Genomic DNA, 25935 nt, shown 5'->3' with positions numbered 1-25935 from the left:
AGGCGGGCATCGGGGGACACGCCTCGCGGCGGGGCCGGTCCGGACGATCCCGGGAGCAACCGGCCCGACACCGGCGTGCGGTCCGTCGCGGTCGTACGGCAGAGCATCGACGGGGCTGACCGGCACGTCTAGGGTGGTCCGGTGAGCATCGCAGCCGGCACCGACCCGCTGGTGCGACGGATGCGCCCGTTCGGCACGACGATCTTCGCGGAGATGTCGGCGCTGGCGGTGCGCACCGGCGCGGTCAACCTGGGCCAGGGATTCCCCGACACCGACGGGCCGCCGGAGATGCTCGCCGCCGCGGCCGAGGCGCTGCGCACCGGCCACAACCAATACCCGCCCGGACCCGGCATCCCCGCACTGCGCGCCGCCGTCGCCGACCACCAGCGCCGGTTCTGGGGGCTCGACTACGACCCCGACGGCGAGGTGCTGGTCACCGCCGGGGCGACCGAGGCCATCGCCGCCGCCATCCTCGGCCTGTGCGAGACCGGCGACGAGGTCGTCACCTTCGAGCCCTACTACGACTCGTACGCCGCCTCGATCGCGCTGGCCGGGGCCGTCCGCCGGCCGGTGACGCTGCGCCCCGGCACCGACGGCCGGTACGCGTTCGACCCCGACGAACTACGCGCCGCGTTCGGTCCGCGTACCCGGCTCGTGCTGCTCAACTCGCCGCACAACCCGACCGGCAAGGTCTTCACCCCCGACGAGCTGGCCCTGATCGCGGCGCTGTGCCAGGAACACGGGGCATACGCGGTGACCGACGAGGTGTACGAGCACCTGGTCTTCTCCGACGCCGGCTCGGCGCACGTCCCGCTGGCCACCCTGCCCGGCATGCGCGAGCGCACGCTGCGGATCTCGTCGGCGGGCAAGACCTTCTCGTGCACCGGCTGGAAGATCGGCTGGGTCAGCGGTCCGGCCGCGCTGGTCTCCGCCGTGATGCGGGTCAAGCAGTTCCTGACCTTCGTCAACGGCGGCCCGCTGCAACCCGCGGTCGCGGTGGCGCTCGGCCTGCCCGACAGCTACTACGAGGGGTTCCGGGCCGACCTCGAGGCACGGCGTGACCAGCTCGCCGAGGGGCTGGTCGACGCCGGCTTCGGGGTGCTGCCGTCCGAGGGCACCTACTTCATCACCACCGACATCACCCCGCTGGGCGGTCACGACGGCGTCGAGTTCTGCCGGTCGCTGCCGGACCGCTGCGGCGTGGTCGCCGTACCGACCCAGGTCTTCTACGACGACGTGGCGGCGGGCCGGCATCTGGTCCGCTTCGCGTTCTGCAAACGCCCGACGGTGCTCACCGAGGCGGTCACCCGCCTACGCGGCATGGCGCACTGAACGTGCCCTGCCGCCCGCACGCCCGGGTTTCGCGTTGATCAAGGACAAAGCGTGCCCGTCACACGACGTTTGTCGCGCAACTACTCCTTGATCAACGCGCAACCCTGATGCGGGATCAGGCCGGGCTGGCCTGGCGGACCTCGGCGGCGATCCGCTCCGCCACCTCGCGGGCGGTCTCCTCGCTGGCCGCCTCGACCATCACCCGCACCAGCGGCTCGGTGCCCGACGGGCGCAGCAGAACCCGACCGGTCTCCCCCAGCTCGGCCTCGGCCCGTTCCGCCGCGGCCACCACGGCCGGCGCGGTCGCGCCCACGGTACGGTCACCGACCGGCACGTTGACCAGCACCTGGGGCAGCTTGGTCACCACCGACGCCAGGTCGGCCAGCGACCGGCCGGTGGCGGCCATCCGCGACATCAGGTGCAGCCCGGTCAGCACCCCGTCGCCGGTGGTGGCGTACGCGGGCACGATGATGTGGCCGCTCTGCTCGCCGCCGAGCGCCAGCCCGGAGGCGCGCAGCTCCTCCAGGACGTAGCGGTCGCCGACCCGGGTCTCGACCAGCCGGATGCCCTCGCGCGACATGGCGAGACGCAGACCGAGGTTGCTCATCACGGTGGCGACCAGGGTGTCGTCGGTCAGCGTCCCAGCCTCGCGCATGGCCAGCGCCAGGATCGCCATGATCTGGTCGCCGTCGACCTCCTCGCCGTCGGCGGTCACCGCGTGGCACCGGTCGGCGTCGCCGTCGTGGGCGAGGCCGAGGTGCGCGCCGTGCTCGACCACGGCGGCCCGGATGACGTCGAGGTGGGTGGACCCGCAGCCGTCGTTGATGTTGAGCCCGTCGGGTTCGGCGTGGATCGCGATGACCTCGGCGCCGGCCTCCTTGTAGGCCACCGGCGCGATGTCCGCGGCCGCGCCGTTGGCGCAGTCGACGACGACCTTGAGGCCGTCGAGCCGGTGCGGCACCGAGCCGACGAGGTGCTGTACGTAGTGGTCGGCTCCGTCCAGCAGGTCGTGCACCCGGCCGATACCGGCGCCGGTGGGGCGGTCCCAGGCCGTGGCGGCGTTGGCCTCGATCGCGGCCTCGATCCGCATCTCGACCTCGTCGGGCAGCTTGTGGCCGCCGGCGGCGAACAGCTTGATCCCGTTGTCCGGCATCGGGTTGTGCGACGCCGACAGCATCACACCCAGGTCGGCCTTCGTCTCGCCGACGAGGAAGGCGACGCCGGGGGTGGGCAGCACGCCGACCCGCAGCACGTTGGCGCCGGCGCTGGCCAGCCCTGCCACGACGGCGGCCTCCAGCATCTCGCCACTGGCGCGCGGGTCCCGGCCGACGACCGCCAGCGGAGCGTGACTGCGGTCGGACTCGGCGAGGGTGTGCGCCGCGGCGACGGCGATCGCGAGCGCCAACTCGGGTGTGAGGTCGGCGTTCGCCTTCCCGCGTACCCCGTCCGTGCCGAACAACCGACCCATGCGTGAGACCTCCGGAAGCACCAACGATGAGAGAGAAAACGGAAACGGCCGGGTACGCCACCAAAATGGGGGGCGGACCCGACCGTCCGTCAGAGGTACAAGTGCGCTGAACGGATCAGCGCTTGGAGTACTGAGGCGCCTTACGGGCCTTCTTGAGACCGTACTTCTTGCTTTCCTTGACCCGGGCGTCCCGGGTGAGGAAGCCGGCCTTCTTCAGGGCGGGCCGGTCGTCGAGGTCGTTCGCGCACAGCGCGCGGGCGATGGCGAGCCGCAGCGCACCGGCCTGGCCGGTGATGCCGCCGCCACGCAGGTTGGCGATCACGTCGAAGATCTCGGTCTTCTCGGCGGTCACCAGCGGCTCCCTGATCAGCTGCTGGTGCACCTTGCTCGGGAAGTACGCCTCGAGGTCGCGCCCGTTGCAGGTGATCTTGCCGGTGCCGGGGACGATCCGGACCCGGACGATGGCCTCCTTGCGGCGGCCGACGGTCTGGATCGGGCGGTCGCCGCGCGGCGCCCGCGCAACGGGGGCGGCAGTCGTGGCGGGCACCACTGCCTCGGCGACGGCCGTCGGGCTGGGCGCGGTGGTGTCGGTCATGCTGCTTCCTTCGTCCGCGCTCACTGCGCGATCTGCTTGATCTCGAACGGCACCGGCTGCTGCGCGAGGTGCGGGTGCTCGGCACCAGGGTAGACCTTCAGCTTCTTGATCAGCTGCCGGCCGAGCCGGTTGTGCGGGAGCATGCCCTTGACGGCCAGCTCGATGGCCCGCTCGGGGCGCTTGGTCAGCAGTTCGTCGTAGCCGACCTGCTTCAGACCACCGGGGTAACCCGAGTGGCGGTAGGCCACCTTGGTCTGCCGCTTGTTGCCGGTCAGAGCGACCTTGCCGGCGTTGACGACGACGACGAAGTCGCCGGTGTCAACGTGCGGCGCGAAAGTGGGCTTGTGCTTACCACGCAGCAACGTGGCGACGTGGGTGGCCAGACGGCCCAGCACGACATCAGAGGCGTCGATGACGTGCCACTGACGCTCGATCTCACCCGGCTTCGGGCTGTACGTACGCACAGGTCTACCTTGTCTCGTCGTCGGTCTGGGTTCTCGTCAGCGCTGTGTTGACCGCGCGCCAGGCATGAATCGCACGAATGACGCGGTACGGATCACACGCACCCAGATCACACGGACGACAAGCGTACCGGGGGGTACGCCTAAACGGCTGTCGCACAACAGCAGGCAACGATACCCGGTGGTACAACGCACGGTCAAAACGGGGACCGCCCGCCGAACCCTACCCGTCCGCCCCGCGCGGCCGGCCACCGGACACCGCTCTTAGCAGGCGCGAAACAATCGGGACGCTCCAGCGAAACCGCCCGGCGGCACGCTTCCGTCATGACAGGCAGTGCACACGCTGCGACGCGGCCGGGCCGGAGCGGCCGGGGCGTCAGCGCGTACCGCACCTGCCAGCGGCGGAAGACCCCGCCAGGGTCGAGGACGTGCCCGGTGACGGCCGCCCGGCCGGCGATCCCCGCCGGCGCCCGGGTCACCAGCCGGCCGGTGGCCCGGCGGTGAGCGACGAACTCGCCGGGTTCACCATCGGCGTCACCGCCCACCGCCGCCGCGACGACCTGGCCACCATGCTCGAACGCCACGGGGCCCGGGTGGTGCTCGCACCGGCCCTGCGCATCGTGCCGCTCGCCGACGACACCGAGTTGCGGGCCGCCACCCGGGCCTGCCTGGACAGCCCGCCCGACATCGTCATCGTCAACACTGGGATCGGGATGCGTGGCTGGCTGGAGGCGGCCGACGGCTGGGGGCTGGGCGAGCCGCTGCGCACCGTACTCGGGCCGGCGCACGTCGTGACCCGCGACCCGCAGGCCGGACGCGCGGTCCGGGCGGCCGGGCTGCGGGTCGGGTGGTCCCCCGGTTCGGAGGGGCACGACGAGATCGTCGAGCACCTGCGCCGGCGGGGCATCGCCGGCCGGGTGGTGGCGATGCAGTTGCACGGCGAACGGCAACCGGAGCAGACCGCCGCCCTGGAGGCCGCCGGGGCCGTCGTGATCGAGGTGCCGGTCTACCGCTGGGCGCCGCCGGTCGACCCGGCCCCGCTGCACCGGCTGGTCGACCTCGTCACCGGCCGGCTCGTCGACGCGGTCACGTTCACGTCGGCGCCGGCCGTGGACGCGCTGCTACGGGCCGCCGGCGCGAACGGCGACGCCGTACTCGACGCGCTGCGGTCCGACGTGCTGGCGAGTTGCGTCGGGGCGGTGACGGCGGCACCGCTGCGCCAGCACGGGGTGCCGGTCGTGACACCGGGCAGGGCGCATCCGGCCGCGCTGGTGCACGCCCTGGTCGACGAGCTTCCCCAGCGGGCGATCCGGCTGAAGGTCGGCGGGCACACGCTGGTCCTGCGCGGGCATGCGGCGGTGATGAACGGCGAACTGCGGCCGCTCGCGCCGGCTCCGATGGCGGTGCTGCGGGCGCTGGCCGCGACGCCGGGCCGGGTGCTGTCGAGGTCGGCCCTGCTCCGTACGCTGCCACGCGGCGCCGACGAGCACGCGGTGGAGATGGCGGTGGCGCGGCTGCGGGCCGGCCTGGGCACTCCGGGCGTGGTGCAGACGGTGGTGAAGCGCGGCTACCGCCTGCCGGTGGACTGAACCGCCGGCGGACGCCGCCGGCGGCCCGACGGCGCGGACCCGACCCGAACGGACCGCGCCGCCGGGCCGGATCCGGGCGGGTCAGCCGACCGGGGTCGGGTGTCCCCGGTCGCGCTGTGCCCGCAACCTCGCCATGGCGTGCTCGACGACGTTGACGAGGACGTACTTCACCGAGTCCCGCTGCCGGGCGTCGCAGGTGACCATCGGCACGTGCGGCGCGATGGCCAGCGCCTCGCGGATCTCCTCCGTCGCGTACCGGGCCCCGCCGTCGAAGTGGTTGAGCGCCACGACGTACGGCAGTCCCCGGTTCTCGAAGTAGTCGAGCGGCGCGAACGCGTCGGCGATGCGGCGGGTGTCGACGAGGACCGCGGCGCCGACGGCACCACGGATGATCTCGTCCCACATGAACCAGAAGCGGGTCTGCCCGGGCGTGCCGAAAAGGTAGAGGATCAGGTCTTCGGCCATGGTGATCCGGCCGAAGTCCATCGCGACGGTGGTTGTCTCCTTGCCGGGCACCTTCGACGGGTCGTCGATACCGACGCCGGCCGCGGTCATCACGGCCTCGGTGGTCAGCGGAGTGATTTCCGAGACCGCCCCGACCAGGGTCGTCTTGCCCACGCCGAAGCCACCCGCGACAACGATCTTCGCCGAGGTGATCCCCCGGCTCCGTTGCGGCTGGGCCCTGGCCGGGTCATAGCCTGCGAAGTCCACTAAGTACCCTTTCAAGCAGTTCCATCCGCTCCTCGTAGACCTCGGTCGAAGCGGGAGTGTGAAGCGTCAGCAGGCCGTCGGCCACCATGTCCGCGACCAGTACCCGGGCCACCCCCAGGGGCAGGCGGGTGTACGCCCCGATCTCTGCGAGGGACAACGGGCGTCCCTCGCAGACCGAGGCGATCCGGTGTTTGTCGTGCCCGGCGAACCGGGATTCCTGGACCGCGGCCGCCGTCGCCGTCAGCACCGCCTCGATGGCGATGTGCTGGCGGGGTTCGGTACGGCCGCGGGTGACCGCATACGGTCTGACCAGTGACCCGCGCGGATCCTCGCGTGGCTGCCCCATCGTGCGGTCACCTCCTCGTGTTCCGGTGCGACGTCACCGTTGCCGGACTGTCATGAAACTGTTCGCTGTCACGGCGCTCAGGCCCGCGGCGCGACTGCTTCGCGGGGCAGCGGGATGAGCGCCGCCCCGACCCGCTCGACCAGGAGCGCCATCTCGTACCCGACCTGACCGACGTCACAGCTACGCGCGGCGAGCACGGCCATCGACGAACCGTCACTGATGGACATCAGGAAGAGGTAACCGCTGTCCATCTCGATGACCGTCTGGAGCACTCCCCCGGCGCTGAACATCCGGGACGCGCCGTCGGTGAGGCTCACGACACCCGACGTGATGGCGGCGAGCTGGTCGGCCCGGTCCGCCGGAAGGTCGCGTGACGAGGCGAGCAGCAGGCCGTCGGCCGATACGGCGACCACGTGGGCGATCCCGGCCACGCTGTCGGCGAAATTGCTGAGCAGCCAACCCATGTCCTGCATAGCTGCTGGCCTGTTCATCAGCTGGTCTCCTTGTTATTGGTGCTGCCGAACTGCTCGTTGCCGGCGGTCCGGCCGCGTTGCACTCCGCGGTGGTATGCGGACAGCAGACCGCGGACCTCGTCCGGGGTCCGCCGCGACCGCTCCCGGTTGGTGGTCGCCTCGACGCCGCCCGGCACGAGCTGGGCCTGCGGCACCCGCTTGGGCAGCCCGGAGCGGGTGGTGTCGGTGACTTCCGGCTCGGCCGCCCGGGTGGCCCGGGACCAGCCCTCGTCGGCCGCCGTACGCCAGCCCGACTCACCGCCGCGCTGCTGCGGTACGGCCGGCGGCGGCGTCGCCGCGAGCGGCTGGGCGGGGGCCGGCTGTTCGACGGGAGCGGCGGGCTGCGGCGTGGCCGCCGGCTGGGCGGCCGGCTGCGGGTAGGCCTGGTACGACTCCGCGCTCCGCGGTGGCGCCGACTGGCCGGGGTACGGGCCGGCAGCGGTGCCCGGCTCGCGTCGCCCGCCCCGCCGAAGGCTCCACCGCCGACGGGTCCGCCACGGCCGGCGGCCGGACCGCTGGCGGCCGGCGGCGTGACCGGCGGTGGCGGCGAGTCGTAGCCGCCCGGCGGCACCTGGAAGATCTCCGTCGACGCCGAACCGTGCGAGCGGAACCAGACCGCCTCCATCTCCCGGAAGATCGGCATCTCGGCCGCGTCCTCGGGTCGGGGCGGCAGCGGAGGCACGCTCGACGGTGGCGGGGCCGGCTGGGCCGGCACCACGGGGGGCGCGACCGGCGGTGCGACCGGCGGCGTCATCGGCGCGGCGGCCGGGACGGGTGCCGGAGGCGGGGTCGGGGTGAAGCCCGCCCCGGGCCGGCGGGCAGGCCCGCGACCGGGCCGGCCGGCAGCCCGGCCACCGGGGGCAGGGCGTGCGGCGTGGCCGGTACGACGCCACCCTCGGGCCGCCGGGGCAGCGACTGCTGCACGGCCGGGTAGGCGACCGTCGGCGTACCCACGTTCGGCGGCGCGGACACCGGCGGGACGGCCGGCGCGAACGGTGCCGGCGGGATGGCGGGCGGCATGGCCGGTGGGATGGCCGGCGCCGCCTGCGGGGTGCGGACCGGCAGGGCCGGCGGGGCCAGGCTGGGCTGGATCCCGGTCGGCTCGGTGCCGGCGGGCTGCATCCCGGCGCTGTTCGCGGCGGTGATCGGCGCGACGGTGCTGCGCGGCTGGGCCGGGGCGTCCCACGTGGCGGGCTGCTGCGGGCGCCACTCGTCGGGCAGCGTCGCGGACGACGTACGGGCCCCGTTGACCGGTGCCATCGCGTCCGACCAGCCCGAGCCGGCGGCCGGCGCGGGGGCCGGAGCCGAGTCCACCGCGAGCGGCTGCCGCGGCCGGGGCAGCATGTTGTCCTGCTGGCCACGGGTGGGCAGCACGACGATGGCGGCCGGCAGGGTGACCTGCGCGACGGTGCCGCCCTCGACGTTGCGCCGCAGTTCGACACGGATCTCGTAGCGGTGCGCGAGCCGGCTGACAACGGCCAGACCCATCAGCCGGAACGCCGCCACGTCGACGGTCGGCGGTTCGGCCAGCCGTCGGTTGAGCGAGTCCATCTGGTCGGCGCTCAGCCCGAGGCCCCGGTCCTCGACCTGGATGACCACGTAGTCACGGATCCGGCGGGCGTCGGCGACGACGGTGGTGTGCGGCGGCGAGAACCGGGTCGCGTTGTCGAGCAGCTCGGCGACGAGCCGTACGACGTCGTTGACGGCTTGCGCGGACACCGAGATGTCGGTGTCGACCGTGCCGAACTCGATCCGGTTGTAGAGCTCGACCTCGGACTGCGCGGCCCGCAGGATGTCGACCAGCAGGGCGTCGTCGCGCCGCGGCGCGGTCGAGTCGGCACCGGCGAGCACGAGCAGGTTCTCGTCGTTGCGGCGCATCCGGGTGGCGAGGTGGTCCAGTTCGAAGAGCTGGGCCAGCCGCTTCGGGTCCTCCTCCCCACGCTCGATCATGTCGAGCTCACCGATCATGCGGTCGACCAGGGTCTGGCTACGCCGGGCCAGGGTGAGGAACATCGCCGAGACGCTGGTCCGCAGGGCGGCCTGCTCGGCCGCGATCCGGACCGCCTCCCGGTGGACCACGTTGAACGCGGACGCCACCTGGCCGACCTCGTCGCGGTTGTCGAGCTTGATCGGGTCCCGGACCTGGCGCACGATCTCGTCGACACCGCCCTCGCCGATGCTGCGTACGTCACGCAGCCGGCTGACGGCGTCGGGCAGGTCGTGGTCGGCCACCCGGAGGGCGCCTTCACGCAGCTTTCGCAGCGAGCGGTTGAGCGACCGGGCGAGGATCACGGCCAGCACGATGGCGACGACCAGGGTGATGAAGACGATCACGGCCTCGGTGATGGCCTGCCGGATGACGGTGGCGGTGACCTCCTCGGCCTCCGCCAGGAGGTCCGTCTCCAGCTGGATCTCGGCCCACCGCATGAGGTCGTTGACCGCGCCGATCGTGTTCGAGGCTTCGGTGGCGGTGATCAGTGCCTGGCCACCCACCGACCGGGTCAGCTCGGTGGAGGTCTGGTCGGCGAGCACGACGGCGTCACCGGTGACGGTGAACTCGACCAGGTTCTGCTGCTCGGGGGTGGCGGCCAGCGAGAAGGCCAGGAGCGCCTCCTGCTGGCTGGTGAGGGTGGCCACGAAGGACGAGTATTGCTCCTCGTCGAGCTGCCCGGAGGTCAGTGCGGCGAAGGCGACCGCCTGCTCCTCCGCGGTGGCGGCCTTGGCCTTGATGAAGGCGGCGACCGCACGGAGGCTGCGGCCGACGCCGTCGTCACCGGAGAGCTGCGCGACCGCGTCGGTGTACGACACCAGGTCGGTGAGGATCACGCCGTAGCGCAGCACGACCTCGGCGACCGGCATCTCGTCGCTCTCGAGGACCTGCTGGCGGGTGGCGGTCAGGGTGGCGAGGTGACTGTCGATGACGTCGAGCCGGTCCTCGACGGAGCCCGGGACCTCACCGATGGCCCGTCGCTCGGACTCGTACGCGCTGATCCGTTCGTCGGTGCGGCGTACGGCCAGGTTGAAGGCGTCGGGCTCCGCGTTCGGGGCGGCGAGGAATGCCGCGGCGGCCATCCGTTCCTGGTGGACATCGTGGTTCAGGGCCGAGACGTCGATCGACAGCGCGGTCAGCGAGCGGACGATGCTGGCGGCGGACGCTTCCTGGACGACGTCGACGAGTCGGATTCCCGCCAGGGCCATGACGGCGGCGACGGGAACGACAAGGATGAGGGCGAGCTTCGAGCGGATCCGGGTGTCCCTCAGCCGGGGGAACAGGCGGCGCCGCGCACCATGCTCCTGCGTGCCATTTCCGGGCAGGCTAGTAGGTCCGGTGCTCACGACATCGCCTCCGTCGTTTTCTCTACGTGTGACCTACCGACCGTTGCCTCCTGCAGCGGATGGCGCCGCACGCGGCACGGCCGCGATTTCATCAGAAGCAGCCCGTCTTGGGAAGCCTCAACTGGGCGGGAATCGGTCGGAGACCGTCGAAGCCCTATTCGAATCACTCAACACCTTCGTTTCCACAACGCCCTGAACAGCTCAGATATCGTCAGAGTGGTGGCATGTGTCCGCAAAGTAATGGTCTACGGCGGGGGCCCCTCGCCAGATCGTGGGATCACTATCCCAGAGTCGAACAGTCGGCCGCTTGACCCGGATACCCCTCCGTTGGCAAGGTTCTCCAGGTTTGAAGGCTTCGCGCAGACCGTACGGTAGACCATCACGTTCCATCCACTGCGGTTCGGTTCTGGTCGACCGGCATCGGCCATGGTTCCCGGCTCCGCCGCGGCATCTCCGCGCAACATGGAGGATTCAGTTGAGGCGCATCCGCTCCGTGAGCATCACGGCGCTCACCGCGGCCGTTCTGGCATCGTCGCTCGCCGGCTGCCAGTTCACCCAGGAAGAACGCGACACACGCGAAATCGTCGTCGGTGCCGACCTGGAGCTGTCCGGCTCCGCGTCGGCGTACGGCGAGGCATACCGGCGGGCGCTCGAGCTCAAGGCCGAGCAGCTCAACGAGTCCGGTGTGCTCGGCGACCGCAAGGTCCGCGTCGACACCAAAGACAACCGCTCCGACGTCAACGAGTCGCTGCGTAACGTCAGCGACTTCGCGAAGAACACTTCGGTCAGCGCCGTCATCATGGGCGGGTGCAGCGAGTGCGCGATCGGTGCGCTGCCGACCGTCGCCGACAACAAGCTGCCCACGGTCGCCCTCGCTCCGGCGAACGAGATCGCGTCGCCGGCGGCCGAGCGCCGCTACATGTTCAAGCTCGGGCTCAACGCGGCCGACAGTGCCGCCGCGCTCGCCAGCGAACTGCGGCGCAAGACCGTAGCCCGGACCGCGCTGCTGTACACCGACGACGGTTACGGCCGGGAGGGCCAGGCGGCCCTGACCGCCGAGCTGGAGAAGGCCAACATCCGGCTGACCCGGGCCCAGGCGGTCAAGCCCGACGCCACCAACATCGAGTCGCTGGTCCGGTCGGCCACCAACGGCAACACCGACGCGCTGGTGGTCTGGACCGGCCCCGAGCAGGCGCTCGCCGCCTCGGCCGCCGCCCGCCAGGCCAACTTCGACGGTGAGCTCTACTTCGACGCCGCCGCCGCGAGCGGGCTGTTCTTCGGCGGCAACGCGAGCGAGTCCACCAACGGCGCGACCATGGTGTTCACCCAGACCATGGTCATCGACGACGTCATCGCGACGACGCCGGCGAAGGCCGCCCGCAAGCAGTGGTTCCGGGACTACACCGCCCGGTACGGCGGCTACGACGGCATCTCGTCGTTCGCCGCCGATGCCCTGCAGCTCGTGGTCGACTCGGTGCTGGCCGGCGACGGCGACTCCGGTTCCCCGAACCGGGACGGCATCCGCGACGTGCTCGAGACGTCACAGTTCGACGGGCTGTCCGGCCCGATCCGGATGACTCCCGACAACCACTCCGGCCTGATGCCGCAGGCGCTGACGATGCTGGTCGCCCGTAGTGGCCGCTGGCGGCTCGCCGGCTGACCGTGAGTGCCACGCAGGGGCCGCCCCGGTTCGGGGCGGCCCCTGCTGCGTCGTACGGCGGGTTCGTGCCGGCGTCAGCGTGACGAGGTCGTCTCGCGGACCCAGGGCAGCGCCAGCCGCTCGATCAGTACGAGCGCGAAGTAGAGCACGATGCTCATGAGGGCGATCAGGATGATCGCGGCCCAGGCGGTCGCGCTGTCGCCGATCCCGCTGGTCTGCACGATCTCGTAGCCCAGGCCGCCCTCGCCGGCCTGGAACTCGCCGATGACGGCGCCGATCGCGGCGAGCGGCATGGCGACCTTGAGGCCGACGAAGATCTGCGGCAGCGCGGCGGGCAGCCGTACCTTGCGGAACGCCTGCCAGCGTGAGGCGTCCAGCGACCGGGCGAGTTCGGCGAGGTCCGCCGGGGTCGAGGTGAGACCGGTGGCGGTGGACAGCACGATCGGGAAGAAGCACAGCAGGAAGACCATCGTCAGGATCGGCTTCTGCCCCCAGCCGAGCGAGACGACGAGCAGCGGCCCGAGCGCGATCTTCGGTACCGCGTTGATTGCCACCAGCAGCGGCGAGAACATCCGCTCGACCAGCCGGGAGCTGGCCAGCGCAAGACCGATGAGGACACCCGCGACGGTCGACAGCAGGAACCCGATGACGGTCTCCAGGGTCGTCGCGAGGGTCGCTTCGAGCAGCCGCGCGGGGACGGCGTTGAACGCCGACAGCACGTCCTGCGGCGGCGGCAGGACCACCGGGTGGACCAGGTTGAATACGGAGGTGACGAGCCACCAGACGGTGAGCGCGACCACCAGCCCGAGCGCCGGCAGCCCGACCACCGCCGCGCTGCCACCGCCCTTGCGCCGTCGTGCCGGGACCACTGCCGGGGCTGCCCGGACCTCGGTCAACTCGGCCATCTTTCACTCCTCAGTTCGTCCGGCTCGCGGAGCCGGGGTGACGCGAGGGGTACGCCCACCGACGCGGAGCGGTGGGCGTACCCCTGTTTCGGGACGGTCCGGTCAGGACTTCGGCGTGACGTCGAAGTCGATGATCTGCTCGGGCGTGAGGCCCGGCGGGATGGCGCCGGCGCCCTGGAGGATGGCGATGCTGCGGGCGACCCGCTCGCTGTCGAGCACACCGACCGCGGCACCCGATCCGGCCGACCGGACGTAGGCACCCATCAGTTCGAGCTCGGCCGCCGCCGGGGCCGCGGGGGCCGTGGTGACGTTCTTGTTGAGGATCTCGCCGGACTCCTTGGGGTGGGTGATGCTGTACTCGAGGCCCTTGAGCAGCGCCTGGGTGAAGCGCCGGACCTTGTCCGGGTCTTCCTTGGCGAGCTTGGACGACGTGATCAGCACCATGCCGTAGAGGTCGGTCATGATGTCGCTGTACGGCAGCACCACCGCCGGCTTCTTGGCGACGGTCTCGACGGTCGGCTTGCCGACGACGAACTGGCCGATGCCGGCCACCTGCCCACCGGCGAGCGTCCCGATCAGGGTCTGCGCCTGACCGTTGACCCACTCCACCTTGGTGGCGTCGACACCGGCGAGCTTGGCGTACGTCGGGAAGAGGTTACGCACGACCGAGCCGGGGGTGTCGGCGAGCTTCTTGCCCTCCAGGTCCTTCGGGGTGGTGATGCCGCCGCCCTCCAGGGCGATGATCGCGGCCATCGTACGCTGCTGGATGGCCGCGACCGCGACGAAGTCCTTCGCCTGGCCGTTACCCATCTGCAGCAGACCACCGGTCAGGTCGATGGGAGTGAATTCGGCCTGACCGCCCACGATGTTCTTGATGTTGTCACCGGTGCCGTTGCCGGCCTTGATTTCGACATCGAAGCCGGCTTCTTCGAAGAACCCCTTGTCCTTCGCAACCCAGGCGTACGAGTCACGACCGAAATTGCCGAACGAAGTGAGATATGTCACTTTCTCCAGGGAGCCGTCGCTCCCGGAGCCGTCCGACTCGTTCGAGCCGCTGCAGCCGGAAACGACCGCGAGGGCCGTGGCCAACGCCGCAACGGCGATCGTACGGGTGAGCCTTGTCATGGAGACGTTTCCTTCCCAACCAGAGGGGAGTTGTTGAGCCGGTCGGCACCGCGCCGAGGGGTGGCCAGTGCCGCGGTGTGAGGAATGTTCGCGGCACAGCGTACGAGAAGGTCACGATTAGCTCACCCCGCGTATCAGGTTGCGGAACGGCCACAAAATCGCCAGCCCCAGACGTCTAGTGCTTCCCAGCCGATGCGGCTAGCCTGGCCAGGCTATTGATCCGATGATGGGAGCCACTCGGGTGATCGAGCTCCACGGGGTGTCCCGAACCTTCACCACCCGCACCGGAACCGTCGAGGCGTTGCGGGGCATCGACCTCGAGATTCGCCAGGGCGAGTTCGTCGCCGTCGTCGGCCGTTCCGGCTGCGGCAAGTCCACATTGCTGCGTCTGGTGGCCGGACTGCTGCCGGTGACCGGGGGCGAACTGAAGGTGGCCGGCGAGCGGGTGACCAAGGCCCGCCGTGACATCGCGATGCTCTTCCAACGGCCGGCCCTGTTGCCGTGGCGTTCGGTACTCGACAATGTGCTGCTGCCCGTCGAAATCTTCGGCTGGCGCAAGGCCGAATACGTCGACCGCGCCCACGAACTGCTGGAGCTGGCCGGCCTGGCCGGCTTCGAGAAGCGGCTGCCGCACGAACTCTCCGGCGGCATGCAACAGCGGGTGTCGCTGTGCCGATCGCTCATCAGCTCGCCGAAGGTGATGCTGATGGACGAGCCGTTCTCCGCACTCGACGCGCTCACCCGGGAGGAGTTGTCGGTCGAACTCCAGCGCATCCACATGGAAAACCAGGCGACCATCATCTTCGTCACACACTCGATCGACGAGGCGGTGCTACTCGCCGACCGGGTGGTCGTACTCAGCCCCCGTCCCGGCCGGATCCGCAAGGTCGTCGACATCGACATCCCGCGCCCGCGCAGCCTCGGCCGCAACGCGCACCTCGAAGAGGTCGCCAGGTGCAGCGCCGACCTGCACGAACTCCTGATGGAGCGGGAGCCGCCGGCGGCCGCGGGCGTAGGGGGACGCTGACCGTGCGAGTGACGATCTTCACCGAGCCGCACCGCGGCGCCAGCTACGCCGACCAGCTCCGCTTCGCGCGTGCCGTGGAGGACAGCGGCTTCGAGGGTTTCCTGCGCGCCGACCACTTCCAGTCGATGGGTGCCGACCCCGGCCTGCCCGGCCCGACCGACGCGTGGATCACGCTGGCCGGCCTGGCCCGGGAGACCAGCCGGATCCGGCTCGGCACACTGGTCACCTCGGTCACGTTCCGGCTGCCCGGGCCGTTCGCCATCCAGGTGGCGCAGGTCGACCAGATGAGCGGCGGCCGGGTCGACCTCGGCATCGGCGCCGGCTGGTACGAGCGCGAGCACATCTCGTACGGCATCCCGTTCCCGGGCACCGTCGAGCGGTTCGACCGGCTCGAGGAGCAGTTGGCGATCCTGACCGGCCTGTGGGCGACCCCGGCCGACGGGCGGTTCAACCACCACGGCGACCACTACCAACTGGTCGACGCGCCCGCACTGCCCCGTCCGGTCCAGGCGCCCGGCCCGCCGGTGATCATCGGTGGTCGGGGCGCCAAGCGCACCCCGGAACTGGCCGCCCGTTACGGCGACGAGTTCAACATGCCGTTCAAGTCGGTCGCCGAGACCGCCGAGGCGTACGAGCGGGTCACCGAGGCGGCCGACCGGACCGGCCGGGCCGAGAGCGGACGCCGGCCACTGACCCTGTCGGCGGGCATCGTGGTGGCCATCGGTCGCACCGACGCCGAGGCGGAGCGGCGGGCGGCTCCGCTGCACGTCAAGAGCGCGCTGCCGCCGGAGGACCCGGTGGTGGGCTCCCCCGCCAGGCTCGTCGAACGGATCGGCGAGTTCGCGGCCATCGGCGCGACGCGGGTACATCTGCGACTGATCGACATGGCCGACCTCGACCATCTCGAACTCATCGCCGACCAGGTGCTCCCCCAGCTCGACCCGGCGCGGTGACCCACCCGTGCTGGCTGCCTGCACGCGGGGTGCCGGCACAGGTCGGGTCATGTCCGGACGAAGGGTAGCGATTCACCACCGCTGGCCGTAACGTGCCCGCATGGCCTATCGGACCTGGGGCAAGGTGCTGCTCGCGGCACTCGGCGTCGGCGCACTCGCCGGAGCCGGCCAGCTCGGCATCGCATACGGGCTGGGGCTCGTACGCTTCGCCCGTCTCTTCGACGGCACCACGCAGAACCTGTGGCCGGCCCAGCTCGCCTGGGTGACCTGGTTCGCCGCGATCGCCGCGGTGGCCGGTGGCTTCGCCGCCGAGCGGCTGGCCCGGCGACACGGGCTCGCGACGCCGATCGGGGTCCGGATCGCGTACGCCGTGGTGGCCGGGCTCGGCGCCACCGCCGTCGCACCGCTGGCAATGCTTCCGGCGCGCGCGGCTTTGGTGGCGTCGCCCGACCCGGTCGGGGCCGTCGGCCTGGCCGCCACCCTCGGCGCCGTGGTCGGTGCGGCCGTCGCCGTCGCGGCGCTCACCCAACGGGCGATCGGCTGGAACGTCGCCGCCTCGATCGCGGCGGTGTGGTTGCTCGCCCTGCTCTCGGTCGTTCCGTCGCTCGGGCCGGCGGCCGCCCCGCCGGACGTACGCCTCGGGGTGTTCGATCCGGCCGGGCTCGGCACCGGCGCCGGTGGGCGGCTGGCGCTGGTCGTCATGCCGGCGCTGGCCCTGGTGGCCGGTGCCGGGCTCGGCGTGCTGGCCCGCCTCCGTGGCCATCCGGTCGTGCCGGCCGCCCTGTCGGGAGCGGTCGCGCCGGCCCTGCTGGCCTTCGCCTACCTGGCCGCCGGACCGGGTGACTCGGCCGACCGCTACCAGGCCAATCCCTACTGGGCCGCGTTGCTCGCGGTGGCCACCGGTGCGATCGGATCGGTGCTCGCGGTGCTGACGAGGCTGCCCGGCCAGGCACCCCGCCCGGGCACTGCCGATGGTTCGACGGCCACCGGCACGGCGGCCGGTCGGGCCGGCGGCCGGCACCGGCTGAAGTTCCGCCGGCCGGATACCGAGGCGACGACCAGCGAGTCGACGCCAACCACCGACGGGTCCGACAGCGCCGGGCCGGACCGTACCGGGGCGACGGCGCCGGATGCGCCGAGCGTGCCGACGCAGCCGGCCCGGGAGCCGGCACCCTCGGCGGTGCCGGATCGAACGACGGATCCGGTACCGGCACCAGCGACGGAGCCGGTGCCGGTCGGTACCACCGGGAACGAGCCACCGGCCCCGGCCACCACCGTGTTGCCGGTACTGACGAAAGCGGAACCGGTCCGGCCCACGCCCCGCCCGTCCGAGCCGTCGACTCCGCCCCGGCCCCGCTCGCCCGAACCCGCGACTCAATCCACCCAGCGCTCGCCCGAACCCGCCGCGCGGGCAACGGCCGAACCGGCACCCCGCCCCGTCCCACGGCCCGCGCCCGAAACCGTTGTACGGCCCACGCCCGAACCCGCGCCCCGGCCGGCACCGGCGCCCCGTGTTCCGGAGCCGGCCGGCGCGGGTCCGGCCCAGCCGATCGCCCCGCCAGCCCCGCCCGCCGATCCGGCCCGCCCGAACCTCGGCGCGTCACTGATCGACCGCATCGAGGCCGGCCTGGACGACTCCGTGCCGGCCGCCGGCCCGACCGCCCCCGCCCCGACCGGGGACAAGGAGCGCGGCCGGTCCCGGCGGCGCGGGAAGCCGGCCGAGACGCCCGTCGAGCCGGACGGCACCGGGGCGGACGACGGGAACGCCGAGCCCACGGACACCGTCCCGCCCCGCCGGAAACTGTTCCGCCGCAAGCCGGCCCCGACCGGCAACCCGGTCGAGGAGCCCGAGCCGCCGGTCGACGAGCAGCCGGCCGACCGCCCGGCGAAGGGTCGGGGCCGGAAGCCGGCGAAGGCGCAGGACGAGGACTACGTCGACTGGGTCAGCGGGCTCGGGACGGCCGCCCCGGCGGACGACCGGCCGCGCCGTGACCCCGGCCCGCGCCTGTCGCTGCGTACGTCCGACCGCCCGCCCGGTGGGTGACCGCTAGGCCTGCGGCAGGTAGACCCGGCCACCGGAGTCGACGAACTCCTGCGACTTGTCCCGCATGCCGCGCTCGGCGTACTCCTTCAGCTCCTGTGTGATCTTCATCGAGCAGAACTTCGGGCCGCACATGGAGCAGAAGTGCGCGGTCTTGGCGGGCTCGGCCGGCAGGGTGGCGTCGTGGTACGCCCGCGCGGTCTCCGGGTCGAGCGACAGGTTGAACTGGTCCTCCCAGCGGAACTCGAACCGCGCCTTGGAGAGCGCGTCGTCCCAGGCCTGCGCCCCCGGGTGCCCCTTGGCGAGGTCGGCCGCGTGCGCCGCGATCTTGTACGCGATCACGCCGGCCTTGACGTCGTCGCGGTCGGGCAGGCCGAGGTGCTCCTTGGGGGTGACGTAACACAGCATCGCGGTGCCGAACATGCCGATCATCGCCGCACCGATGGCCGAGGTGATGTGGTCGTACGCCGGCGCGATGTCCGTCGTGAGTGGACCGAGGGTGTAGAACGGCGCCTGGTGGCACAGTTCCTGCTGGAGGTCGACGTTTTCCTTGATCTTGTGCATCGGCACGTGGCCGGGCCCCTCGATCATCACCTGTACGTCGTGTTCCCACGCGACGGTGGTCAGCTCGCCCAACGTACGCAGCTCGGCGAACTGCGCCTCGTCGTTGGCGTCTGCGATCGAGCCGGGCCGCAGGCCGTCGCCCAGCGAGAACGTCACGTCGTAGCGGGCGAGCAGTTCGCACAGCTCGGCGAAGTTGGTGTAGAGGAAGTTCTCCTCGTGGTGCGCGAGGCACCAGGCGGCCATGATGGAGCCACCGCGCGACACGATCCCGGTGACCCGGTCGACGGCCAGCGGCACATACGGCAGCAGCACCCCGGCGTGCACCGTCATGTAGTCGACGCCCTGTTCGGCCTGCTCGATCACGGTCTCCCGGAAGATCTCCCAGGAGAGCTTGACCGGGTCGCCGCCGACCTTCTCCAGCGCCTGGTAGATCGGCACGGTGCCGATCGGCACGGGCGAGTTGCGCACGATCGCCTCGCGGGTCTCGTGGATCCGCTTGCCGGTCGACAGATCCATCACGGTGTCGGCGCCCCAGCGGGTCGCCCAGGTGAGCTTGTCGACCTCCTCGGCGACCGACGAGGTGACCGCCGAGGTGCCGATGTTGGCGTTGACCTTCACCAGGAACCGGCTTCCGATGATCATCGGCTCGGACTCGGGGTGGTTGACGTTCGCCGGCAGGACGGCGCGACCGGCGGCGATCTCGTCCCGTACGACCGTGGCCGGGACGCCCTCGCGGACCGCGACGAACTCCATCTCCGGGGTGATCCGGCCGGCGCGGGCGTAGGCGAGCTGGGTCGGCCGGGTGCCGGCGAGCGGGCTGCCACCGCCGCGGACCGGCGCGACGTCACCGCGCTCGGCGATCCACGGACCGCGCAGCGGGGGCAGTCCGGTCTCCGGATCGGACCCCGGACCCGATGTGTCGTAGAGCCGGACCGGCGCGTTGTCGCCGGCCAGCTCGACCTCGGCGAACGGCACCTGGATGTCCGGTCGTGGACCTTCGACGTAGACCTTGCGGCGTGCCTGCATGACATCTCCTCGCTTCGCTCGTCGTCATGACGCGAGCCGAGCCGGCCGCTCCGCCCGCTCACGACAAACTTCTTCTCTGGATGACGCTCAGCCGGACCGCCGGCCGCGGCGGGCCGGGGGTTGCGGATCGCCGCCGCCGGAACCGGCCCGCGGTGGGCGGCCGGCGCGCAGCGCCGCGACGGTGGCCGCCGGGTCGGCGGCGGACATGACGACGCCCATCACCGCGACGCCGGCCGCACCGGCGGCGTGGCACCGGGCGACCTGGGCGGCGGTACGGATGCCGCCGAGGGCGAGCACCGGCACGCTGGAATGCCGGATCAGCCGGGCCAGCCCGTCGACGGTCAGTGGTGGTCCGTAGCCGGGCTTGGACGGGGTCGGGAAGACCGGCGACATCGTCACGTAGTCCTCTGTGGACAGCCGGTCGAGTTCGGCCTCGTCGTGGCACGACCGGCCGACCAGCGACGGCGCCGGCGACGGATACGGGTCGGCGGTGGCCAGGTGCACGGCGTCGCCGCCCAGCGGGTCGGGGCCGGCGACGACCAGTCGCCCGCCGACCGTGGCGAGCACGGCGCGCAGCCGGTCCGCGAGCCTGGTCCGCTCGGCCCGGGGAAGGTCCCGTTCCCGCAGCACCACCCACCGGGCGCCGCCGTCGACACAGCCCCGCACCACGTCGACCAGTGGCCGGTGGGCCAGCCGACGGTCGGTGAGGACGACGACGCCGCCCGGTCCGGTCACAGTTGCGGCCGCCCGTCGTCCGGTGTGGACGCCAGGGCGTGGGACCGGCGGGCGATCCGGCCGGCACCGGCGGCCAGCCATCCGGCCTCGACCCCGTGCCGCATCGCCGTCGCCATCCGCTCCGGGTCGGCGGCCCGGGTCACCGCGCTGGCCAGCAGCACGCCGGCGCAGCCGAGTTCCATCGCCCGGGCGGCGTCGGACGCGGTGCCGATGCCCGCGTCGAGGATCACCGGTACGTCCACCGACTGTGTGATCAGCCGGATGTGGTGCTCGTTGCTGATGCCGAGCCCGGACCCGATCGGCGCCCCGGCCGGCATGACCGCGGCACAGCCGACGTCGGCCAGCCGGCGGGCCAGCACCGGGTCGTCGGAGGTGTACGGCAGCACGGTGAACCCGTCGGCGACCAGGCATTCGGCGGCGGCGAGGAGTTCCACCCCGTCCGGCAGCAGGGTGCGCTCGTCCCCGATGACCTCCAGCTTCACCCAGTCCGTCTCGAACGCCTCGCGGGCCAGGTGGGCGACCTTCACCGCCTCGGTGGCGGTGTAGCAGCCGGCGGTGTTCGGCAGCAGCCGTACCCCGCACCGGTCGAGCAGGTCGAGCAGCCCGCCCTGCATGGTGGCGGCGGTGTCGACCCGGCGCAGCGCGAGCGTGACCAGTTCGGTGCCGGACGCCCGGATGGCCCGTTCCAGCACGTGGAGGTTCGCGGCACCGCCGGTGCCGAGGATCAGTCGCGAGGTGAAGGTCTGCCCGCCGAGTTCGAACGACGACACCGCGATCAGCCGCCCTGGGCCGCGGTCAGCACCTCGACCCGGTCGCCGGGCCGCAGCGTGGTCGCCGGCCAGGCGCCCCTCGGCACCACCTCGCCGTTGACGGCCACCGCCACACCGCGGTGCTGGGTGGTCGACGCGGCGACGACCGCGGCGACGGTCGTACCCGGGGTGAAGGGGCGGGTGGCCCCGTTGACGGTGAGTTCGATCGGATCGTCCGGCACGGGTGTGCCTCCGCTCTCAGTTCGGCGTCGGATCGGTGGTGAAGCGGGCCGGCCCGAACGGGTCCAGCACCGGGTCGGGGACCCCGGTCGTGACGAGGTCCGCGACCAGGTCGGCGGTCAGCGGCGTCAGCACGATGCCGTGCCGGTAGTGCCCGGTGGCCACGACCACTCCCGGCCGGCCGGGCAGCGCACCGATGATCGGGGCGTTGTCCGGCGTACCGGGCCGCCAGCCGACCCGGGTCTCGGTGAGGTGGTATTCGGCGATCTCCGGCAGCAGGTCGGTCGCGGCCCGCAGCAGATCGAGTACGGCCCCCGCCGTGACGGTGTCATCGAGCCGTTCCTCGACGGTCGCCCCGACCACCACCTCGCCGTCGGCGCGCGGCACGAGGTAGACGTGCCGCCGGTCGGCGTAGCCCCGGATCACGTGCCGGAAGCCGGGCGCGGCACCGTCCGGCGCGCGCAGGCGCAGCACCTGGCCCTTGACCGGCCGGACCGGCACGCCGGCCAGTGCGGCCGCGCCGACGCCGTTGGCGACCACCACCGTGCCCGCGTCCACCGTGGACAGATCAGTGACCGTGGTCGGCTCGACGCGTACCCCGGCCCGCCGCGCCGCCGCCGCCAGGGCGACGACCAGGCGCCGGGGGTCGACCTGGTGGTCGTCGGGCGCATACCCGCCACCGCGCACCCGCGGCGAGAGCCCGGGCTCGCGGGCCCGCAACTCCGCCGGGCGCAGCACCGTGATCGGCAGCCCCAGCCCCCGCTGGTACGTCCACAGCCGCTCCGCCTCGGCCAGGTCGTCGGCGGTGAGGGCCACCACGAGGGTGCCCTCGTCGCGATAGCCGACCTCGGTGCCGGCGGCCCGCGCGAGTTCGGCGGCGAAGCCGGGCCAGCGGGCGGCCGAGGCGACCAGCAGCGAGGTCAGCTCCTCCTCGCCGAAGTACGCCTCGGCCACCGGGGCCAGCATCCCGGCCGCCACGTCCGACGCACCCGAACCGGGGGCCGGGTCGTGGACGACCACGCTCATCCCCCGGGCGGCGCAGCGCCATGCGATGGCGAGTCCGATCGGCCCGGCGCCGACGACGGCGACGTCCGGCCTCATCGGACGGCCGTGATCGCGGCGAGCAGTTCGGCGGTGGCCCGGGCCGGGTCGGCGGCCGACGAGACGGCGCCGACGACGGCCACGCCGTACGCGCCGGCCGCGACGAGTTCCGGGGCGCTGGCCGCGGTCACCCCGCCGATCGCGATGACCGGCACGTCGACCGCGCCGGCCACCGCGGCGATCCCGGCCGGCCCGATCGGGGCCGGCAGCCCGTCCTTGGTCGACGTCGGGTAGCAGGGTCCGACGCCGAGATAGGTCGCCCCGGCCGCCACCGCCGCCCGCCCCGCCTCCCCGGTACGCGCGGTGGCGCCGAGCACCGCGTCCGGGCCGAGCACCCGGCGGGCCGCGTCGACGGGCAGGTCGAGCGCGCCCACGTGGCCGCCGGCGGCGCCGACCGCGAGCGCGACATGCAGGCGGTCGTTGACCAGGCAGGTCGCTCCGGCCGCCGCGCACAGGTCGGTGACCCGGCCGGCCAGGTCGTACGCCTCCCGGTCGCTCGCCAGGTCCTCGACCCGGACCTGTACGACGAGTTCGGCGCCGGCGGCGGACAGGGCGGCCCGTACGACGGCGAGCGGATCCCGGCCCGGCCGGGTGTCGGTCACGAGATGCAGTCGTCCGAAAGACGGCACAGCAGCACTCCTCCCTGCGCCGGCATTACCCGGATCAGGTTCGACGGTCGGGGGCTGCAGCCCCCCTCTCAGCCCGGTGCACCGGGCTCCCGTGGGTCACTTCCGCGACCGAGAGTACGTCTGCCGTCCGGTCCCCGTAAAGGGGGGACCAGGTCAGAGCAGGGTGGCGAGCGCCTCCCGGTCTTCGGCGGACGGCTCCCAGGCACCGGCCCGCGCGTTGGCGCGTACCTGGTCGGGGGTGGTCGCCCCGGCGATCACGGAGGTGACCGCAGGGCGGGCGGCGAGCCCGCCGATGGCGACGTCGAGCAGGTTGCGGCCGCGCTCCGCGGCGAACTTCTCCAGTGACTCGATCAGGTCCCAGGGCGCGGCGGCCAGCCGCTTGGCCCACCGGTCCTCGGCCAGCCGGGTGCCCTGCGGCGCGCTCTCGCCCCGCCGGTACTTGCCGCTGAGCAGGCCACTGGCCAGCGGGAAGAACGGCAGGAGGCCCAGCCCGAACCGCTCGCAGGCCGGCACGACCTCGGTCTCGGCGTCCCGCTCGATGAGGCTGTAGTGGTTCTGGGCGCTGACGAACCGGGTCAGGTTCCGGGTCCGGGCGGTCCACTCGGCGTCGGCGATCTGCCAGCCGGCGAAGTTGGAGTTGCCGAGGTAACGGACCTTCCCGGCGCGGACGAGATCGTCGAGCGCCGACAGCGTCTCCTCGATCGGCGTCGCCGGATCGGGCTCGTGCATCTGGTAGAGGTCGATGTGGTCGGTGCCGAGCCGGCGCAGCGACGCCTCGACGGCCCGGACGATGTACCGGCGGGCTCCGCGGGCACCCCGGTCGGCGCCGTTGGCCCCCTCCATGTTCATGCCGAACTTGGTGGCCACCACCACCTCGTCCCGGCTCCCGCGCAGGGCCGCGCCAAGCTGCTCCTCGGAGGCGCCGTGCGGGTTGCCGTAGATGTCGGCGGTGTCGAAGAGGTTGATCCCGGCGTCGATCGCGGCGTCCACGACCGCCTTCGTGCCGGCGGCGTCGAGCTTGCGGCCGAAGTTGTTGCAGCCGATGCCGACCACGGACACCACGAGCCCGGAGTCACCCAACCGGCGGTAGCGCATCTCAGTCATGTCGCGAGCCTATGCGGGACGGTGTCAGGCGACGTCCCAGACCGGTTCGGGCACCTCGACCACCTCGCCGTCGCCGCGGAAGAGGACGAAGCGGTCGAACGACCGGCTGAACCACCGGTCGTGGGTCACCGCCACCACCGTGCCGTCGAAGGCCCGCAGCCCCTCTTCGAGTGCCTCGGCGCTGGCCAGGTCGAGGTTGTCGGTCGGCTCGTCGAGCAGCAGCAGGGTCGCCCCGGACAGCTCCAGCAGCAGCACGAGGAACCGGGCCTGCTGACCGCCGGACAGCGTGCCGAACCGCTGGTCGCCCTGGCCGGCGAGTTCGTAGCGGCCCAGTGCCGCCATCGCCGCGTGCCGGTCCATCCCGTCCCGGTGGTCATCGCCGCGCCACAACACCTCGACCAGGGTCTTCGCCATCAGCTCCGGCCGGTCGTGGGTCTGCGAGAAGTGACCGGGCCGGACCCGGGCGCCGAGCCGTACGACCCCGTCGTGGGTGACGGGTGCCAGTGTCACCCCGACGTCGACCGGCACGTTCGCCGGGTCGGGGTCGGTGCCGCCGCGGGCGAGCAGCCGCAGGAAGTGCGACTTCCCGGTGCCGTTCGCGCCGAGGACCGCGACCCGGTCGCCGTACCAGATCTCCAGGTCGAAGGGGTACGTCAGGCCGTCGAGTTCGAGCTGCTCGCACATGACGGCCCGCTTGCCGGTACGGCCACCGGTGAGCCGCATCCGGACGGCCTGGTCCTTCGGCGGCAGCGGCGGCGGGCCGGCCTCCTCGAACTTGCGCAGCCGGGTCTGCGCCGCCTGGTAGCGCGACGCCATCCCGTCGTTGTACGCGGCCTTCTGCTTGTACATCAGCATCAGCTCACGCAGCTTCTGGTGCTCCTCGTCCCATCGCCGCCGACGTTCCTCGAGCTGGTCGTGGCGGGCGACCCGGGCCTCGTGCCAGCTCGCGAACCCGCCCGGGTGGGTCCAGGCGCTGCCGCCCTCGACGGCGACGACCCGGTCGGCGGTCTGGGCCAGCAACTCCCGGTCGTGCGAGACGTAGAGCACGGACTTGGCCGACTCGCGCAGCCGCCGTTCGAGCCACCGCTTGCCGGGTACGTCGAGGAAGTTGTCCGGCTCGTCGAGGAGCAACACCTCGTCGGTGCCACGGAGCAGCAGTTCGAGCGCGAACCGCTTCTGCTGCCCGCCGGAGAGGGTGCGCACGGGTCGGTCCCGGACGGCGTCCCACGGCTGGTCGAGCACGATCGTGGCGACGGTGTCGAAGACCACCTCGGCCTCGTACCCGCCGGTCTCGCCCCAGGCGGCCAGCGCGTCGGCGTACGCCATCTGCGCCTTGCCGGCCGCGTTGCTGTACTTGCCGCGCGCCTCGGCGGTGCGCAGCGCCGCCTCGGTGGCGACCAACCGCCGGCCGGCGTCCCGAAGCACCGGGGCGGCCAGCGACAGCGCCAGGTCGAGCAGTGTGGTGTCGTCGCCGATCATGCCGATGAACTGGCGCATCACGCCCAGCCCGCCGGACCGGGCGATGGCACCGGTCTGCTGCGTCAGGTCGCCGGCCACCATGCGCAGCAGCGTTGTCTTGCCGGCGCCGTTCGGGCCGACCAGGGCGACCTTGGCGCCCTCACCGACCCGGAACGACACGTCGGCGAACAGTTGGCGGCCGTCGGGCAGCGTGTGCGCGACCCCGGCGACGTCTACGTAACCCACCGGGGCATCGTGCCCGAACCGA

Annotated in this window: 22 protein-coding genes, 1 pseudogene and 1 riboswitch; of the genes and pseudogenes, 6 read left to right on the top strand and 17 right to left on the bottom strand. The window is 72.5% G+C overall.

The window, feature by feature from the left end; translation table 11 throughout:
* Window positions 1-147 precede the first annotated feature (147 nt).
* The gene (locus QCD66_RS03960) at window positions 148-1332 is read left to right on the top strand and encodes a pyridoxal phosphate-dependent aminotransferase (protein WP_364211021.1); all 1185 of its coding nucleotides are present in this window, start codon (window positions 148-150) and stop codon (window positions 1330-1332) included.
* Window positions 1333-1447: 115 nt separating this feature from the next.
* Here the strand turns inward: QCD66_RS03960 and glmM are convergent, their stop codons facing one another.
* The 3 genes from glmM to rplM all read right to left on the bottom strand — a co-directional run bounded on the left by glmM (window position 1448) and on the right by rplM (window position 3859).
* A complete protein-coding gene (gene glmM / locus QCD66_RS03955) occupies window positions 1448-2800 on the bottom strand; it encodes a phosphoglucosamine mutase (RefSeq protein WP_364210876.1) in 1353 nt (450 codons plus the stop codon).
* A 115-nt stretch (window positions 2801-2915) separates the two neighbouring features.
* Window positions 2916-3395 carry a 30S ribosomal protein S9 gene (gene rpsI / locus QCD66_RS03950; protein WP_407567000.1) on the bottom strand — a complete coding sequence of 160 codons (480 nt, stop codon included), beginning with the start codon at window positions 3393-3395 and terminating at the stop codon, window positions 2916-2918.
* Window positions 3396-3415: 20 nt separating this feature from the next.
* Window positions 3416-3859, bottom strand: coding sequence for a 50S ribosomal protein L13 (gene rplM / locus QCD66_RS03945; protein ID WP_357534048.1), 444 nt, complete (start codon window positions 3857-3859; stop codon window positions 3416-3418).
* Window positions 3860-4356: 497 nt separating this feature from the next.
* Here rplM and QCD66_RS03940 point away from each other — a divergent pair, with 497 nt between their 5' ends.
* Entirely contained in the window at window positions 4357-5445 is a 1089-nt protein-coding gene (locus tag QCD66_RS03940) for a uroporphyrinogen-III synthase (RefSeq protein WP_364210870.1), read from the top strand.
* An 81-nt stretch (window positions 5446-5526) separates the two neighbouring features.
* On the opposite strand, the gene QCD66_RS03935 is transcribed toward QCD66_RS03940, so the two are convergent.
* The 4 genes and pseudogenes from QCD66_RS03935 to QCD66_RS03920 all read right to left on the bottom strand — a co-directional run bounded on the left by QCD66_RS03935 (window position 5527) and on the right by QCD66_RS03920 (window position 10350).
* Window positions 5527-6156, bottom strand: a complete 630-nt coding sequence (locus QCD66_RS03935) for an ATP/GTP-binding protein (RefSeq protein WP_357534050.1) — start codon at window positions 6154-6156, stop codon at window positions 5527-5529.
* Complete coding sequence (locus tag QCD66_RS03930) at window positions 6137-6502, bottom strand: DUF742 domain-containing protein (protein ID WP_357534052.1); 366 nt, start codon at window positions 6500-6502, stop codon at window positions 6137-6139. The genes QCD66_RS03935 and QCD66_RS03930 overlap by 20 nt, the downstream gene beginning before the upstream one ends.
* A gap of 77 nt (window positions 6503-6579) precedes the next feature.
* Window positions 6580-6993, bottom strand: coding sequence for a roadblock/LC7 domain-containing protein (locus QCD66_RS03925; RefSeq protein ID WP_212822939.1), 414 nt, complete (start codon window positions 6991-6993; stop codon window positions 6580-6582).
* Window positions 6993-10350 (bottom strand): annotated as a pseudogene (locus QCD66_RS03920) (nitrate- and nitrite sensing domain-containing protein). Before QCD66_RS03920 ends, QCD66_RS03925 begins: the two are co-directional and overlap by 1 nt.
* A gap of 475 nt (window positions 10351-10825) precedes the next feature.
* Between QCD66_RS03920 and QCD66_RS03915 the strand changes: the two are divergent.
* Window positions 10826-12010, top strand: a complete 1185-nt coding sequence (locus QCD66_RS03915) for an ABC transporter substrate-binding protein (RefSeq protein WP_364210863.1) — start codon at window positions 10826-10828, stop codon at window positions 12008-12010.
* A 74-nt stretch (window positions 12011-12084) separates the two neighbouring features.
* On the opposite strand, the gene QCD66_RS03910 is transcribed toward QCD66_RS03915, so the two are convergent.
* The gene (locus tag QCD66_RS03910; RefSeq protein ID WP_375736446.1) at window positions 12085-12906 is read right to left on the bottom strand and encodes an ABC transporter permease; all 822 of its coding nucleotides are present in this window, start codon (window positions 12904-12906) and stop codon (window positions 12085-12087) included.
* Window positions 12907-13017: 111 nt separating this feature from the next.
* Window positions 13018-14040: an ABC transporter substrate-binding protein gene (locus QCD66_RS03905; protein WP_364210857.1), complete on the bottom strand. Its 1023-nt coding sequence runs from the start codon at window positions 14038-14040 to the stop codon at window positions 13018-13020.
* A 241-nt stretch (window positions 14041-14281) separates the two neighbouring features.
* Between QCD66_RS03905 and QCD66_RS03900 the strand changes: the two genes are divergently transcribed.
* From QCD66_RS03900 to QCD66_RS03890, 3 genes are all read left to right on the top strand, one after another.
* Window positions 14282-15067 carry an ABC transporter ATP-binding protein gene (locus tag QCD66_RS03900; protein ID WP_357534061.1) on the top strand — a complete coding sequence of 262 codons (786 nt, stop codon included), beginning with the start codon at window positions 14282-14284 and terminating at the stop codon, window positions 15065-15067.
* Window positions 15068-15069: 2 nt separating this feature from the next.
* Window positions 15070-16020 carry an LLM class F420-dependent oxidoreductase gene (locus QCD66_RS03895; protein ID WP_375736442.1) on the top strand — a complete coding sequence of 317 codons (951 nt, stop codon included), beginning with the start codon at window positions 15070-15072 and terminating at the stop codon, window positions 16018-16020.
* A 100-nt stretch (window positions 16021-16120) separates the two neighbouring features.
* A complete protein-coding gene (locus QCD66_RS03890) occupies window positions 16121-18064 on the top strand; it encodes a hypothetical protein (protein WP_375736441.1) in 1944 nt (647 codons plus the stop codon).
* A gap of 3 nt (window positions 18065-18067) precedes the next feature.
* Here the strand turns inward: QCD66_RS03890 and thiC are convergent, their stop codons facing one another.
* The 8 genes from thiC to QCD66_RS03850 all read right to left on the bottom strand — a co-directional run bounded on the left by thiC (window position 18068) and on the right by QCD66_RS03850 (window position 25913).
* On the bottom strand, window positions 18068-19651 hold the full coding sequence (gene thiC, locus QCD66_RS03885) for a phosphomethylpyrimidine synthase ThiC (protein ID WP_375736440.1): 1584 nt from the start codon (window positions 19649-19651) through the stop codon (window positions 18068-18070).
* Between the two features lie 87 nt (window positions 19652-19738).
* The gene (locus tag QCD66_RS03880; RefSeq protein WP_375736439.1) at window positions 19739-20386 is read right to left on the bottom strand and encodes a thiamine phosphate synthase; all 648 of its coding nucleotides are present in this window, start codon (window positions 20384-20386) and stop codon (window positions 19739-19741) included.
* A complete protein-coding gene (locus QCD66_RS03875; protein WP_375736438.1) occupies window positions 20383-21156 on the bottom strand; it encodes a thiazole synthase in 774 nt (257 codons plus the stop codon). Before QCD66_RS03875 ends, QCD66_RS03880 begins: the two co-directional genes overlap by 4 nt.
* Before the next feature lie 5 nt (window positions 21157-21161).
* Window positions 21162-21362 carry a sulfur carrier protein ThiS gene (gene thiS, locus QCD66_RS03870; RefSeq protein ID WP_357534148.1) on the bottom strand — a complete coding sequence of 67 codons (201 nt, stop codon included), beginning with the start codon at window positions 21360-21362 and terminating at the stop codon, window positions 21162-21164.
* 31 nt (window positions 21363-21393) lie between these two features.
* Entirely contained in the window at window positions 21394-22476 is a 1083-nt protein-coding gene (gene thiO, locus QCD66_RS03865; RefSeq protein WP_375736437.1) for a glycine oxidase ThiO, read from the bottom strand.
* A complete protein-coding gene (gene thiE / locus QCD66_RS03860; protein WP_357534073.1) occupies window positions 22473-23105 on the bottom strand; it encodes a thiamine phosphate synthase in 633 nt (210 codons plus the stop codon). The genes thiO and thiE overlap by 4 nt, the downstream gene beginning before the upstream one ends.
* A riboswitch (TPP riboswitch) is annotated at window positions 23100-23207 on the bottom strand. (Overlaps the previous gene by 6 nt.)
* Before the next feature lie 51 nt (window positions 23208-23258).
* Window positions 23259-24200 (bottom strand): aldo/keto reductase, encoded by a 942-nt coding sequence (locus QCD66_RS03855; protein ID WP_375736445.1) that lies wholly within the window; start codon window positions 24198-24200, stop codon window positions 23259-23261.
* Window positions 24201-24233: 33 nt separating this feature from the next.
* On the bottom strand, window positions 24234-25913 hold the full coding sequence (locus QCD66_RS03850; protein WP_375736436.1) for an ABC-F family ATP-binding cassette domain-containing protein: 1680 nt from the start codon (window positions 25911-25913) through the stop codon (window positions 24234-24236).
* Between the last annotated feature and the right edge of the window lie 22 nt (window positions 25914-25935).

The sequence above is a fragment of the Polymorphospora sp. A560 genome (assembly GCF_045781765.1).
Taxonomy (GTDB): Bacteria; Actinomycetota; Actinomycetes; order Mycobacteriales; family Micromonosporaceae; genus Polymorphospora; species Polymorphospora lycopeni.
This window is presented reverse-complemented; position numbering and strand designations above follow the sequence as displayed.

What these genes read in the sequence shown, in the direction of transcription:
- glmM (WP_364210876.1), bottom strand. Translation starts at nt 2,800, where the DNA reads ATGGGTCGGTTGTTCGGCACGGACGGGGTACGCGGGAAGGCGAACGCC.
- rpsI (WP_407567000.1), bottom strand. Translation starts at nt 3,395, where the DNA reads ATGACCGACACCACCGCGCCCAGCCCGACGGCCGTCGCCGAGGCAGTG.
- QCD66_RS03930 (WP_357534052.1), bottom strand. Translation starts at nt 6,502, where the DNA reads ATGGGGCAGCCACGCGAGGATCCGCGCGGGTCACTGGTCAGACCGTAT.
- QCD66_RS03925 (WP_212822939.1), bottom strand. Translation starts at nt 6,993, where the DNA reads ATGAACAGGCCAGCAGCTATGCAGGACATGGGTTGGCTGCTCAGCAAT.
- QCD66_RS03905 (WP_364210857.1), bottom strand. Translation starts at nt 14,040, where the DNA reads ATGACAAGGCTCACCCGTACGATCGCCGTTGCGGCGTTGGCCACGGCC.
- QCD66_RS03890 (WP_375736441.1), top strand. Translation starts at nt 16,121, where the DNA reads ATGGCCTATCGGACCTGGGGCAAGGTGCTGCTCGCGGCACTCGGCGTC.
- thiC (WP_375736440.1), bottom strand. Translation starts at nt 19,651, where the DNA reads ATGCAGGCACGCCGCAAGGTCTACGTCGAAGGTCCACGACCGGACATC.
- thiO (WP_375736437.1), bottom strand. Translation starts at nt 22,476, where the DNA reads ATGAGGCCGGACGTCGCCGTCGTCGGCGCCGGGCCGATCGGACTCGCC.
- QCD66_RS03855 (WP_375736445.1), bottom strand. Translation starts at nt 24,200, where the DNA reads ATGCGCTACCGCCGGTTGGGTGACTCCGGGCTCGTGGTGTCCGTGGTC.